General features: G+C 69.6%; 8 protein-coding genes. 4 read left to right on the top strand and 4 right to left on the bottom strand.

All coding sequences use genetic code 11. The annotated features are described in order from the left end of the window. The coding region (locus C4313_RS09125) for an ABC transporter permease subunit (protein WP_352429553.1) at nt 1-797 on the top strand (797 nt) is incomplete at its 5' end. Nucleotides 798-837: 40 nt separating this feature from the next. Here the strand turns inward: C4313_RS09125 and aroC are convergent. The 3 genes from aroC to C4313_RS09140 form a co-directional block, all read right to left on the bottom strand. Beyond that, complete coding sequence (gene aroC / locus C4313_RS09130; protein ID WP_352429554.1) at nt 838-2,010, bottom strand: chorismate synthase; 1,173 nt, start codon at nt 2,008-2,010, stop codon at nt 838-840. A gap of 84 nt (nt 2,011-2,094) precedes the next feature. Further along, the gene (ileS, locus tag C4313_RS09135; protein ID WP_352429555.1) at nt 2,095-5,274 is read right to left on the bottom strand and encodes an isoleucine--tRNA ligase; all 3,180 of its coding nucleotides are present in this window, start codon (nt 5,272-5,274) and stop codon (nt 2,095-2,097) included. Nucleotides 5,275-5,306: 32 nt separating this feature from the next. Then, the gene (locus C4313_RS09140) at nt 5,307-6,020 is read right to left on the bottom strand and encodes an alanyl-tRNA editing protein (RefSeq protein WP_352429556.1); all 714 of its coding nucleotides are present in this window, start codon (nt 6,018-6,020) and stop codon (nt 5,307-5,309) included. 552 nt (nt 6,021-6,572) lie between these two features. Between C4313_RS09140 and ade the strand changes: the two genes are divergently transcribed. After that, the gene (gene ade, locus C4313_RS09145; RefSeq protein ID WP_352429557.1) at nt 6,573-8,285 is read left to right on the top strand and encodes an adenine deaminase; all 1,713 of its coding nucleotides are present in this window, start codon (nt 6,573-6,575) and stop codon (nt 8,283-8,285) included. Nucleotides 8,286-8,319: 34 nt separating this feature from the next. On the opposite strand, the gene ppc is transcribed toward ade, so the two are convergent. After that, a complete protein-coding gene (gene ppc, locus C4313_RS09150; protein WP_352429558.1) occupies nt 8,320-11,052 on the bottom strand; it encodes a phosphoenolpyruvate carboxylase in 2,733 nt (910 codons plus the stop codon). A 222-nt stretch (nt 11,053-11,274) separates the two neighbouring features. Between ppc and C4313_RS09155 the strand changes: the two genes are divergently transcribed. After that, nucleotides 11,275-13,041, top strand: coding sequence for a sensor histidine kinase (locus C4313_RS09155; protein ID WP_352429559.1), 1,767 nt, complete (start codon nt 11,275-11,277; stop codon nt 13,039-13,041). Further along, nucleotides 13,038-13,715: a hypothetical protein gene (locus C4313_RS09160; RefSeq protein ID WP_352429560.1), complete on the top strand. Its 678-nt coding sequence runs from the start codon at nt 13,038-13,040 to the stop codon at nt 13,713-13,715. The genes C4313_RS09155 and C4313_RS09160 overlap by 4 nt, the downstream gene beginning before the upstream one ends. The last annotated feature ends 129 nt before the right edge of the window (nt 13,716-13,844 follow it).

The following is a 13,844-nucleotide window of genomic DNA, read 5'->3' on the forward strand; positions in this document are numbered from 1 at the left end:
CGATGCGACCCGAGCGGATCTTCGCTGTCCTGGACAAAGAGGTTCACGACGCCCTGCGCAATCGGTATGTCGCGATGCTGCTGGTGATCCTCCCCCTGCTCTTCCTCGCCCTCCCGGTGGCCACCATGATCGGCCTCCGCCAGATCCCGCCCTCCTGGGGATCTACCGGCGAACTGCCCCCCGCCCTGGCCCGCCGGCTGGCCGATCTTCCCCCCCAGGCCCAAATGGAGGTCTTCCTGATCGGCCAGTGGATGCTGCTTTTCTGGATCGGCCCGATGGCCATCCCCATGACCATCGCCGCCTACAGCGTGGTGGGGGAGAAGCGGGAGAAGGCCCTGGAGCCGCTGCTGGCCACGTCGGTGACCACGGCCGAGGTGCTGGCCGGGAAGGCCCTGGCCGCCGCCCTCCCGGGGATCGGGCTGAGCCTCCTCACCTACCTCGGGGTGGTCCTTGGCGCGGCGCTACTGCGGATCCACCCGGCAGCCTTCGCTGTCCTGTGGGGGCCGACCGCCTGGCTCCAGGTCCTGGTCCTGGGCCCTCTTTTCACCCTGATGGCCACCCTCCTCGGCCTGATGGTCTCCTCCCGGGTCAACGACCCGCGCCTGGCCGAGCAGATCGGGATGGTGGTGGTGCTGCCCCTCCTGGGCCTGATCATCGCCCAAAGCCTGGGCTTCCTGTGGCTCTCCGAAACCCTCCCCCTGCTGCTGGCGCTGTTTCTGGCCGGGCTGGACGCCCTGCTCCTGGCCCTCGCCGTCGCCCTCTTCGAGCGAGAGACCATCCTCACCCGCTGGCGATAGGCCATCCCCCCGGCCGATGTTTCACGTGAAACCGGCCGGCTCACGGCCAGAAGCACCGCGGGGTCGCCTCCAGCGTGAGGTCCGAGAGCCGAGCCCCGCGCAGGCAGCGGAACCGGTCCTGGCATTCCGCCAGGGTGTCGCCCCCCAGTTTCTCCAGAAGGGCATCGGCAAGGGCGAAGGCCATCATGGCCTCAACGATGGGACAGGCCCGGGGGACTGGGCAGAAGTCGGAGCGCTCGTAGCGGGTAGGGGTCGGCTCCCCCGTGGAGAGATCCACGGAGGGCTGGGGCGTCAAGGTGGTGGCGATGGGCTTGAAGGCGACCCGGACCACGATGGGGGCCCCGGTGGAGATCCCCCCCTCGATACCGCCGGCCCGGTTGGTCCGGCGGACCAGCAGGTCCCCTTCCCGGAAGATCCCATCCTGGGCCTCGGTGCCCCGCCGGGCGGCCAAGGCGAATCCATCGCCGATCTCCACCCCCTTCACCGCTGGGATGCTGCCGAGGGCCATCATCAGCCGGGCGCTCAGCCGCCGGTCCCAGTGCACGTGGGATCCCAGACCCGGTGGCACCCCCAGGGCCACCCCTTCGATCACCCCGCCCAGGGTGTCCTTCTCCCGGACGGCTTGGGCGATGGCCTCCTGCATCCGCGCCGAGGCTTCCGGATCGGGACAGCGGACAGGGTCGGCCTCCGCCCGCTCGAAACGGAGCGGATACGGGAGGTCCTCGGGGAGGTCGGCTCGAACCGGGCCGATCTGGACCACGTAACTGCCCACCTGGATGTCGAAGGCGGCCAGGAACTGTTTGCAGAGGGCCCCCACCGCCACCCGGGCGGCCGTCTCCCGAGCCGAGGCCCGCTCCAGGCCCGGCCGCAGATCCCGGTAGCCGTATTTGATGGCCGCCGCCAGATCCACGTGCCCCGGCCGGGGCACCGTCATCGGGGGGATCTCCTGCCCCCGCCACTTGGCATGGTCCCGGTTCTCAATGCGCAGGGCAATGGGCGCTCCCGTGGTCTGACCCTCCATGACCCCGCCGAGGATCTCCACCTGGTCCTGTTCGATCCGCATCCGAGGGCCGGCCCCCAGGCCGCGTTGCCGACGGGCCAGGTCCCGGTGGATGGCCTCCACATCCACGGGCAGGCCGGCCGGCAGGCCCTCCAGGATGGCCACCAGCGCCGGCCCGTGGGATTCGCCCGCTGTCAGGAACCGCAACGGCATCCCCACTTCCCTTACCGGATTTGACCAGTATTGTAGCCCCGCGCCATCCCCACGGGCCTCGGATGGCTCCTGGAGCCCAAGGGATCAGCCGCGGGCGACCCGGAGCAGGCCCAGCAGGAGGGCCATCCCATCGATGGTGGCCCGTTCCACCGCCTCCACCTCGGGGGGCGGCGCCATCGGCAGCAACTGCTCCGAGAGGGTCTCCGCTTGGATGTAGGCCGCGTGGGCGGCGATGGCCTCGGCCAGCGCCGGATCGGCCTGGTAGTAGGTCACGATACGGTCGGCCACGTCGAAGTCCGCCCGCTTGCGCAACTCCTGGATGCGGCGGACCACCTCCCGGGCCAGCCCCTCCTGCCGCAGCGCCGGCGGGATCTCCGTCCAGACCGCCGCCCCATACGGCCCCTCCGCGGCGAAGGCCCAGCCCGGCTTCGGCCGGTAGCGGATCTCCACGTCCTCCGGACCCACCTCCGCCGTCTCCCCGTCGATGCGGACGGCCACCGTCTCCCCCCGCCGCAGCGCCGCCGCCACCACCGCCGGCGGCAGCCCAGCGAAGGCCGCCTCCAACACCGGCCACCATGCCCCATATCGCGGCCCCAGGCGGTCCGGCCGCAGATGGACCTCCAGGTCGGCCACCTCCGAGAGGTCCTGGATGAAAGTCAATTCCTTGATGTTCAACTCGTCCAACAGGATGTCGGCCAGGCGGCGGACGGCCTCCACCTCCTCTGCGGTGCGCACCCGGAAGGCGACCCGAGCCAGAGGTTGGCGGACCCGGAGGCGGGCGGCGTTGCGGGCGGCCAGGCCCAGGCTGGCCAGGCGCATCACCAGCCGCATCTCCTCCCGCAGGCGCTCGTCCACGCGCGTGGGATCCGGCTCCGGCCACCGGGAGAGATGGACGCTCTCGGGGGCCTCCGGGTTCACCGGGACCACCAGGTTGCGGTAGAGGGCCTCGGCCGTGAAGGGGATGAAGGGAGCCAGCAGATGGCAGAGGGTCACCAGGCACTCATAGAGGGTGTGATACACGGCCGCCTTGTCGGCGTCGTTCTCGTTCTTCCAGAAGCGACGCCGGCTGCGCCGCACATACCAGTTGGAGAGATCGTCCACGAAGGCGGCCAAGCGCCGGCCGGCCGTGGTGGGATCGTAGTTCTCCAGGGCCTCAGTGACTTCCCCGATCAACGCGTGGAGCTCGGCCAGGATCCACCGGTCCAGCGGCGGGCGCTCGGCGACGGGAGGCGCAGGGACCACCCGCGGATGGAAGCCGTCCAGGCGGGCGTAGGTGACGAAGAAACGATAGGTGTTCCACAGGGTCAGCAGGAAGGTGCGCACCACATCCCCCACCAGGTTGACAGAGATGCGGCGCTCCTGGCCCGGCGGGGAGACCGTGTAGAAATACCAACGCAGGGCATCGGCCCCGTGGACGTTGATGACCTCCCAGGGATCCACCACGTTGCCGCGGGACTTCGACATCTTCTGGCCCTTCTCATCCAGGACCAAGCCCAGGGAGATCACGTTCTTGAAGGCCACCGAGTCGAACAACAAGGTGGCGATGGCGTGCAGCGAGTAGAACCAGCCTCGCGTCTGATCCACCCCCTCGCAGATGAAATCGGCGGGGAACTGCTCGCGGAACACCTCCTGGTTCTCGAAAGGGTAATGCCACTGGGCCACGGGCATGGCCCCCGAGTCGAACCAGACGTCGATGACCTCGGGAACCCGTTGCATCAGATCGCCGCACCGCTCGCAGCGGTAGCGGACCTCATCCACATACGGTTTATGGGGGTCCCACGGCTCGGGCCAGCGGAACCCAGCGGCCTCCACCTTGGCCCGCAACTCGGCGTAGGAGCCGATGCACTCCCGGTGGCCACAGCGGGGGCATTCCCAGATGGGGAGGGGGATGCCCCAGTAGCGCTCCCGGCTCAGGGCCCAGTCCACGTTGTTCTCCAGCCAGTTCCCAAAGCGGCCCTCGCCGATCTGCGGCGGATACCAGCGGATGGTCCGGTTCAGGGCCACCAGGCGGTCCTTGAACCGAGTGGTCTCGATGAACCAGGAGGTGCGGGCGTAATACAGCAGCGGCGTTCCACACCGCCAACAGAAAGGATAGGTGTGCAGATACGTCCCGGCGAAATACAACAGGCCCCGCCGCCGCAGATCCTCGATGATCAGCGGGTCGGCGTCCTTGACGAACATGCCGCGCCAGGGCGTGACCTCGTCGACGAAGCGCCCCCGGGGGTCGACGGTGACCAGGACAGGAAGGTCATATTCCCGGGCCAGCTGCATGTCCTCGGGGCCGAAGGCCGGGGCGCTGTGGACGATGCCGGTCCCCTCATCCAGGCTGACGAAGGAGGCGGTCACCACGTAGTGGGCCTCCTTTTCCACAGGCAGGAAGGTGTAGAGGGGCCGATACCGCAGCCCCGCCAGGTCCCGGCCCGGCATCCGGGCCACCACCCGGAAGTCGCCCCGCAGGGCCTTCTCGAGGAGAGCCTCCGCCAAGATCAGGCGCTCGACCGTCCCCTCCCGCTCCTGCTCCACCAGCACATAGGTGGCCTCCGGATGGACGGCCAGGGCCACGTTGCCCGGCAGCGTCCACGGTGTGGTGGTCCAGACCAGGAAGTAGGTCCCTTCTTCCTCTCGCAGCGGGAACTTCACGTAGACCGAGGGATCTTCGGTGTCCTCCCGGTAGCCTAGGGCCACCTCGTGGTCCGAAAGGGGCGTGCCGCAGCGGGGGCAATAGGGCACCACCTTGTAGCTTTGATAAAGCAGCCCCCGGTCCCAGAACTGGCGCAGGATCCACCAGACCGACTCGATGTATTCGTTGCTCAGCGTGATGTAGGCGTCCTGGAGATCGATCCAGAAGGCGATGCGCTCGGTGAGGACCTCCCACTCCTTGACGTAGCGGAAAACGCTCTCCCGGCAGCGTCGGTTGAACTCCGCGATCCCGTAGCGCTCGATGTCCGCCTTAGAAGTGAACCCCAGTTCCTTCTCCACCTCCAGCTCCACCGGCAGCCCGTGAGTGTCCCACCCCCCGCGCCGGAGGCAGAAATAGCCCCGCATGGTCTTGTATCGAGGGAAGAGGTCCTTGAAGGCCCGGGCCAGCACGTGATGGATGCCGGGCAGGCCGTTGGCCGTGGGCGGGCCTTCATAAAAGACATAGCGCGGCCCGCCCCGGGTCTGCTCCATGGACCGCTGGAAGATCCGCCGCTCCCTCCAGAAAGCCAGGATCTCCTCCTCCAGCCTGGGAAAGTTCACTTTCGCCGGGACTGGCTGAAACATAGCTCCCTCCCTGATCAATTATGGCCATTCTTTCAACACTCTATGGCTATTTCAATGCGTTTATTGATCTTTCCTTTGCTCTTATAATCCACGATACGGATGCGGCCTACCTCGCGGGTGTTGGCCACGTGGGTGCCGCCGTCGGCCTGGAGGTCAAGGCCCTCGATCTCGACCACGCGGACCACCTGGAGGTCCGGGGGCAGGAGGTTGACCTTGGTGCGGATGAGGTCGGGGTGGCGGTCGGCCTCCTCCCGAGGAAGGAAGTAAACCCGCACCGGCCGGGCGGCGGCGACCTCGGCGTTGATCTTCGCCTCGATCTCCCGGACCCGATCTCCGGTCAGGGTTTCGAACTCGAAGTCCATGCGTCCCCGCAGGGGTTCCATGTTCCCTCCAGTGACCTTGGCCCTGTAGTCCCGCCAGACCACCCCACAGAGGATGTGGAGGGCAGTATGGGTGCGCATCAGGGCGTAGCGGCGCTCCCAATCGATCTCGCCCCGCACCCTCTGGCCCACCGCCGGTGGCTCCCCCTCCACCGTGTGCCAGACCCAGGGGCCCTGACGACGGACGGCCCGGACCACCCAGACCTGCCGGCCGTCGGTCAAGATCCCTTCATCCGGGGGCTGCCCACCCCCGCCGGGGTAGAACGCGGTGGCGTCCAGCGCCACCGCCGATCCTTCGACCGCCACCACTGTGGCCTCGAAGGTCCGCAGATAGGCGTCCGTCGGATACAGCAATCGCGTCTCCATCCATCTCCCCCCTTTGAAACAATCGGCTCCCGTCCCCAAAGGGACGGGAGCCGACGCTCCCGCGGTGCCACCCTTCTTCCCGGTTCTACCGGGCCGCTCCTCACGGGGACGGCAAGGGGATTCCCTCACGATCCCCGCGCCCTGGATAACGGGGGGCGAATCCCGGGCGAGCCTACTGACCCGCCAGGGCGGGCGTTCGGTCGCCGGCTCGGGAGGGATCTTCGGCCCGACGTCGGCATCCGGCTCCCACCCCCTCCGGACTCGCTGGGCACGACGGCCCGGGCCTACTCGTCTCCGTCATCGCCGTTCAAGGGCTCGCTTGGAACGGTTCGCCTTCGGGCTTTTTTAAGACTATAGCCCATCCCCGTCCCCTTTGTCAACCCGGGGTGCGTCGTAGGGGCGCAGCGGGCTGTGCCCCCGCAGGCGTCGGGGCATGGGGCGCCGCCGCCTGCCCTTGGCGATGGCGTGCGGACCCATTATAATTTTTCCTTAAAACCCATCGCTTGCGAGCGGAGCGATCCCCGCCCAAGACTGGGAACAGGAGGCACGGCTATGGAACTGGCCCATCGGATCCGCCTGGCGCGCGGTCAGGAGCCGGCCGATCTGCTCCTCCAGGGAGGGCGCCTCATCAATGTGTTCACCGGGGACATCTACGAGGCCGACATCGCCATCCAAGGCTCCTGGATCGTCGGCGTCGGGGAAGGATACACCGCGCGGGAGGTCATCCCCCTCCGCGGCCGCTTCGTCGCCCCCGGGTTCATCGACGCCCACGTCCACATCGAAAGCAGCATGGTCCCTCCGCCGGAGTTCGCCCGCGCCGTTGTCCCCCACGGCACCACTGTCGTGATCATCGACCCCCACGAGATCGCCAATGTCCTCGGGTTGGACGGCATCCGTTATATGTTGAACGCGGCCAAGTATAACCCCCTCAGCGTCTTTGTCATGCTTCCCTCCTGCGTCCCCGCCTCCCCCCTGGGCACGGCTGGCGCCACCCTCTACTGGTATGATCTGCGGCCCCTGCTCTCCAACCCCTGGGTGCTGGGGTTGGCCGAGATGATGAACTACCCCGGCGTGATCAACGGCGATCCGGTGGTGCTCGACAAGCTCCGGGCCTTCGCCCACGTGGTCCGCGACGGCCACGCGCCGCAACTGACCGGCCGCGACCTGGTGGCTTATGCGGCGGCAGGGATGTCCTCGGACCACGAGTGCACGACCGCGGCGGAGGCCCTGGAGAAGGCCCGCCTGGGGATGTATGTCTTCGTGCGGGAGTCCTCTGTGGCCCGCAACCTGGCCGACCTCCTCCCCGCCATCACTCCCGCCAACAGCCGTCGCTTCTGCTTCTGCACCGATGACCGCCACCCCGCCGATCTGCTGGACGAGGGACACATCGATGCCCTCATCCGGAAGGCGGTGCGCCTGGGCCTCGACCCGGTGACCGCCATCCGCATGGCCACCCTGAACACCGCCGAGCACTACCGGCTGCACGACCGCGGGGCCATCGCCCCCGGCCGCCTGGCGGACCTGGTGGTCTTCTCCGACCTCTACGACCTCCGCCCCGAACTGGTCTTCCGCCACGGGGTCCTGGTGGCCGAAAACGGGCGGCCCCTCTGGGAGCCCCCCAACCGCAAGGTGGCCCTGCGCCACACGATCAACATCGCCTGGGACCAGGTGCGCTTCCGCATCCCGGCACGGGGTCGCCGCATCCATGTCATCGGGGTGGTCCGGGACCAGGTGATCACGCGGCATCTGATCGAGGAAGCCACCATCGCCGACGGGGAGGCGGTGGCGGACCCAGGGCGCGACCTCCTCAAGATCGCGGTGATCGAGCGGCACCGGGCCACGGGACAGGTGGGCCTGGGCTTCGTGAAGGGGATGGGGCTGCGCCGCGGCGCCTTGGCCTCTTCGGTGGCCCACGACCATCACAACATCGTGGTCGTGGGCGCCGACGACCGCTCGATGGAGACCGCCGTCCGCGCCATCGCCGAGACGGGTGGGGGCATGGCCGCCGCGGAGGGCGAGACCGTCCTGGCCCGCCTCCCCCTCCCCATCGCCGGGCTGATGTCCGACCAGCCCATCGAGACGGTCCGGAGGGAGATGGACGCGGTGCTGGCGGCGGCCCGCGCCCTGGGCAGCGAGTTGCCCAACCCCCTGATGACCCTGAGTTTCCTGGCCCTGGAGGTGATCCCCGAACTCAAACTCACCGACCAGGGCCTCGTGGATGTTGTCCGCTTCGAGCGGATCCCGCTGTTCGCGGGCGAGGACTGAGCCAAAGGGGCGGGGCCGACCGGCCCCGCCCCGGCTATCCCGTGGTGCGCAGACCGGCGGCCACCCCCTGGATGGTGAGCCACAGGGCCTCCTGCAGTGCCTCGGCCTCCGGCTGCTCCCGCCAGCGGCGCAGCAGCAGGATCTGGATGAAGTTCAACGGGTCCACGTAGGGGTTGCGCACCTGGATGGACCGCTTCAGCCAGGGGATGTCCTCCAGCAGGTCTGGCAAGCCAGTGATCCGCAACAGGGCCTGCCGCGTCCGGTGATACTCTGCCTCGATGCGCCGCCAGAGGGCCTCCCGGACCTCCGCGTCGGGAACCAATTCGGCGTAGGCCCGGGCGATCCCCAGGTCCGTCTTAGCCAGGGCCAGGGCCGCGTCCGCCAGGACCACCCGGAAGAAGGGCCAGCCCCGATGCATCTCCTCCAGGCGCTGCCAGCCCAACGCCCCCGCTCGCCGGACGAAGGCCTCGATCCCGCTGCCCAGGCCGAACCAGCCCGGCAACAGGTGGCGGCTCTGGGTCCAGGAGAACACCCAGGGGATGGCCCGCAGCTCCTCCAGGCGCCGCTCCGGCCGCCGCCGCGCCGGGCGGGAGGCGATGGGCAAGCGCTCGACCCCGTCGATGGGCGTCGCATACTGGAAATAGGTCAGGAACCCCGGCGCCTCCAGCAACTCCCGGTAGGCCCGGTAGGCGGCCTCGCTCATCTCCTCCATGGCCTCCACCCACTCTGGCCGAGGCTCGGGGCCCGGGAGGGCCGAAACCAGCAGGGTCGCCCAGAGGACCTGCTCCAGATGCCGGTAGGCGATGTGGGGGTCGTCGTAGCGCTCCGCCAGAACCTCTCCCTGTTCCGTCATGCGGAGACGCCCGGCCACAGCCTGCGGGGGCAAGCCCAGGATACCGCGGGCCGCCGGCCCCCCGCCCCGGCCCAGGGCTCCCCCGCGGCCGTGGAAGAAGGTCAGCGTGACCCCGTGGGCCCGGGCGGCCCGCACCATCTCTGCCTGGGCCCGATACAGGGCCCACACAGCCGCCAGATAGCCGCCGTCCTTGGTGCTGTCCGAGTAGCCGACCATAACGATCTGATGGTCCCCCTGGCGCGCCAGATGGGCGCGATAGAAGGGTAGAGCGAAAAGCGCCTCCAGGGTCGCCGGCGCCGCCCGCAGGGTGGCGATGCTCTCAAACAGCGGCGCCGCCTGGAAGAACGCGGGGGGCTCCGTCAGGCCGTTGGCTGCGCACATCAGCCAAAGGACCATCAGCACGTCGGAGGGGCTGCGGGCCATGCTGATGAGATAGGGCCCCACAGCCTCGGGGCCGTAGGCCTGGGCCGCCCGATAGAGCAGCCGGAACACCGCCAGGGTCTCCGCCGTCTCCGGCGAGGGCTGCGCCCGGGCGGCCAGCCCCGCCGCCTGCGGGAGGGTCTCCAGCAACACGGCGACCCGCTCCGGCTCCGGCAGGGCCTGGAAATCCACCCCGGCGCCCCCGGCCGCCAGCAACTCCGCTGCCGCCCCGGCGTGGCGCCGGGCCTCCTGCCGCACGTCCAATCGGGCGAGGTGGAAGCCGAACACGCGGGCCTGGATCCACCAATCCCACAGCAGGCCCTCCGCGATGCGCGCCCCCCGGTTCTCCCGCAGGCTCTCCTGCATCCGCTCCAGATCCTCGACCAGCTCCCGGGCCGACCGATAGGCACCCTCCGGCGGGGCACCGTCCGCCATAGGGTCCCAGGCCATGGTCTGCTCCAGCCGCCAGGCGATGATGGCGATCCACTGCCGGTAGGCCTCATAGGGGGAAAGCCGCGCGAGGCGCTCCCGCAGGGCCGGCCACCGCTCCAGCGCCTCCGCCAAGGACCGGGCCAGACCCGGGGAGATCGGCGCCTGGCGGGTAGAGACCCCCAGGGCGACGAACAGGGCGCGGGCCTGCTCCAGGTGGAGCGAGAGGGCCACCTCCCGATGCCGCTGCAGCGTCCAGGCCGTGACCTCTGCCGTCACCCGCGGGTTGCCATCGCGGTCCCCGCCGATCCACGAGCCGAAGCGCAGGAAAACCGGCAACGGATCCGCGATCTCCGGATAGGCCGCCCCCAGCGCGTCCCGCATGTCCCGATAGAGACGAGGGGTCAGGGACCAGAGGGTGCGGACGAAGAACGAGAGGCCGTTCTCCACCTCGTCGGTCACCGCGGGGCGGCGCACCCGGGTGAGGTCGGTCTGCCAGAGAGCGGTGATCTCCGCCCGCAGGCGGCGCAGCAGGTCCTCCCGCTCTCGGGGGAGCAGATCCGGCGCGTCCAGGGCGGCGAGGACGGCGCGGATCCGCCCGAGGATCCCCCGGACCGTCCGTCGCTTGGCCTCGGTGGGATGCGCCGTGAAGACCGGCTCGACAGAGAGGTCCATCAGGAGCCGACGGACGGCCTCCGGGGAGAGGCCGGCGGCCTTCATGCGGGCGAAGGCCTCGGCGATGGACTCTGACCGGGGCTGGGGGTGCGCTGCCTGCTCCCGGGCCCGCAACACCCGAACCCGGTGGCGGTCCTCGGCCAAGTTTACCAGGTCGAAGAACATGGTGAAGGCCCGAGCCACCACCTGAAGCGCGGGCAGATCCAGCGTCTCCAGCAGGGCGCGCAACCGCGCGGCCGCCTCCGCGTCGCCGGCGCGGCGGGCCCGGGCCAGCATCCGGACCTCCTCCTCGAGGGCGAACCGCTCCGGGCCGGCCTGTTCCCGGAGCACCTCCCCCAGCAGATCGCCCAACAGGCGCACGTCCCGTCGCAGCGGCTGATCCCCCACCACCGCTGTCCTCTCCTTCTGTGATTTCGGATCATCTTAGCGCACCGAACGCGGTCGGGAAAAACCCCCGCGGGCCGCGCCCGGACAGACCTCGGCCCGGAGGATGAGGAATCCCCCACCCCATCCCCTCTGGCCGATTTCAGGGCCTTCGGGTAGGATGGGCTCAGATCCTCCTCGCGGAGCCTGCGGGGCGCAGGGGATCGATTTCGCAGCGGGATGTTGGGAATGGAGGATCATCGGGTGCGCTGGGCGCCGACCGGAACGGCGCAGATGGAGTGGATCCTGGGGAACCTGCGCTGGCTGCTGATCGTGGCCCTGGCCCTGGCGGCGGCCCTCAGCCCGGAGGTCCGACAGGTTTCCGAGGGGCCCTTCGTCCTCTTGTTGCTGCTCACCGGGCTTTACAACTTCTTGGTGATCCTGGCCCTGCTCTTCATCCGCTCGCCCCTTCCCCTCCCCACCCTCACCCTGGCCGGCGACACCCTGATCACCCTGGCCTTCATGGCCACCACCGGCGGCCTCCAGAGCCCCCTGTTGTTCTTCGCCTTCTTCCCGATCTTGACGGCGGCCCTGCGCATCGGCTGGTGGGCCGGCGAACTGGTCACCCTCGGGTTGATCGGCGGCCTGGGGCTGTGGGGATGGATCCGGACCGGCGCGCTACTCCCGGTGACCCCCTTGCTGGTCCAAGGGATGGTGCTGGCCCTGGGCGCCCTGGTCGCCGGGGCCGTGGGGGACCGGCTGAAGCGCGAGATCGTTCACGAACTGCGGGCCCAAGAGGCCGCCCAACGGCGCCTGCTGGCCCAGGCCCGCCAGCAGACCCAGGCGGTCTTCGAACTGGCCACCACCCTCGCCCAGATGCGCCAGATCGAGGAAATCCTACACGCCACCCTGGAGGTCAGCGAGAGCCTGTTCCGGAGCCACGCCGTCCCCCTGCCGCCCATGTTCATCGCCCTCCTGGATCCGGAGGGCCTTCGGGTGGCGGTGGCCCGCCGCCTGCCCCCGCGCGACGAGCGCAGCCGCCTGGCGGGCCGCAGCGGGGCTCTTCGGGAGGCCCTGGAGAGCGGGCGCCCCGTCCTGGGCGCCCCCGCCCAGGACCCGGAACTGGGCAGCCTGACGGCCATGCGGATCTGCGCGCAGGCCGTGGTGATCCCCCTGGGGGTGGGGCCGGAGCGTTACGGGGTGCTGGTGGTGGGCAGCCCGGATCCGGCGGCCTTTCCACCGGAGCGCCAGGATCTCCTGCAGGTGATCGCCGCCCATGCCTCCATCGCCCTCCAGAACGCCTGGCTCTATCACGCGCTCCAACAAGAGAAGGAGCGATTGGTGGAGGCCGAAGAAGAGGCGCGGCGGCGGCTGGCCCAGGAGCTCCACGACGGCCCCACCCAGACTGTCGCCGTCCTGGCGATGCGGCTCAACTTCCTGCAGAAGTTGCTCCAGCACGCCCCCGAGCAACTTCCTCAGGAACTGGAGAAGGCGGAGCAGATCGCCCGGCGGGCCGTCCAAGAACTGCGCCAGTTCCTCTTCCGCCTCCGTCCCCTGATCCTGGAATCCCAGGGGCTGTATGCCGCCCTGACCCATCTGGCCGAGAAGATCCGAGAGGTGGAGCCCTTCGCCGTGCACCTAGACATCGACCCCCGGGTGGATGCGGTGCTGGATCCCAACGCCCGCGCCCTGGTCTTCTCCATCGTGGAGGAGGCTATGAACAACGCCCGCAAACACGCCGAGCCCCAAAACGTCTGGGTCCGCATGCGGCTTGCAGACGATGGCCTCTCGGTCAGCGTCGAAGACGATGGCCGCGGCTTTGACCCCCTCGCCCTGCGGGTCGACGCCGGACGTCGGGGCAGCCTGGGGGTGCTGGGCATGATGGAGCGGGCCGACCTCTTGAAGGCGGATTTCCAAATCGATTCCGCCCCGGGCCAGGGCACCCGGGTGCAGCTCCGGATCCCCCTCCCGCGCGCTCCCCGGGACGCCCCATCAGCGGCGGAGGAGGCGAGGTGACGACCGGGCTGCCGCTCGTCCTCGTCGGGCTGGCGGGGCTGGCCGCCGGAGCCTTGGCTCCGATGTTCCTGCGCCGGCTCCGGGAACCCTGGCGGGCGGTTCTGGAGGGGATCGGGCCCGCCCTCTACGGCCTCTTACCTTTCTCTCTGGTGCTCCAGAGCGGATGGGTGGGTCGGCAGGACGTGGGACTTCAAGGTCCGCTTCCCCTGGCCCCGGGGACCGGGCTGGGTTGGCCGGTGGCCGACTGGGTCCGGGGCCTGGGGCTCGCCGGGCTCTACGCCGGGGGGACGATCCTGGTCCTGCAACGGTGGCGGGGCGGAACGCTGGCCCTTCCTTGCCGGCGCGAGGCCTGGGAGGCCGGGCTGGCCGCCCTTGGGTGGGAGGCCCTGCTGGCGCTGCTGCGGGCGCCGCTGGGGATGTTCCTCTTCCCCGCCGATCCGCTTCCGGCCGCCTGGCTGGCCTTCGGGATCGCCTGGGGGACGATCCGGACGGCATGGTCGCGGCAGGGCCGCCCGCCTCCGATCCACTGGTGGGCCGGCGCCCTGGCGGGGACAGCGGTCTTCGGCCTCACCGGGAACCTGTGGGTGAGCGCCGCGGCCCACGCCGGCACGGCCGTCGCTCTGTCCGAAGACCCCAGCGACCTTTCCCTTGGGGAGGAGGCGCCCCGGGCTTGACCCATCCGTCGGGAATTTGTAAAATGGGCTTGCGACTTTCCTCACATTCCCCCAGCCTCGGAGTTCACCCTTAGGGAGGTGCGCGGATGACCTGGCATGGGCTGACGCCGTTTGAGTTCTACGCGGTGC

The organism is Thermoflexus sp. (assembly GCF_040289485.1).
In the GTDB taxonomy this organism is placed as follows: domain Bacteria; phylum Chloroflexota; class Anaerolineae; order Thermoflexales; family Thermoflexaceae; genus Thermoflexus.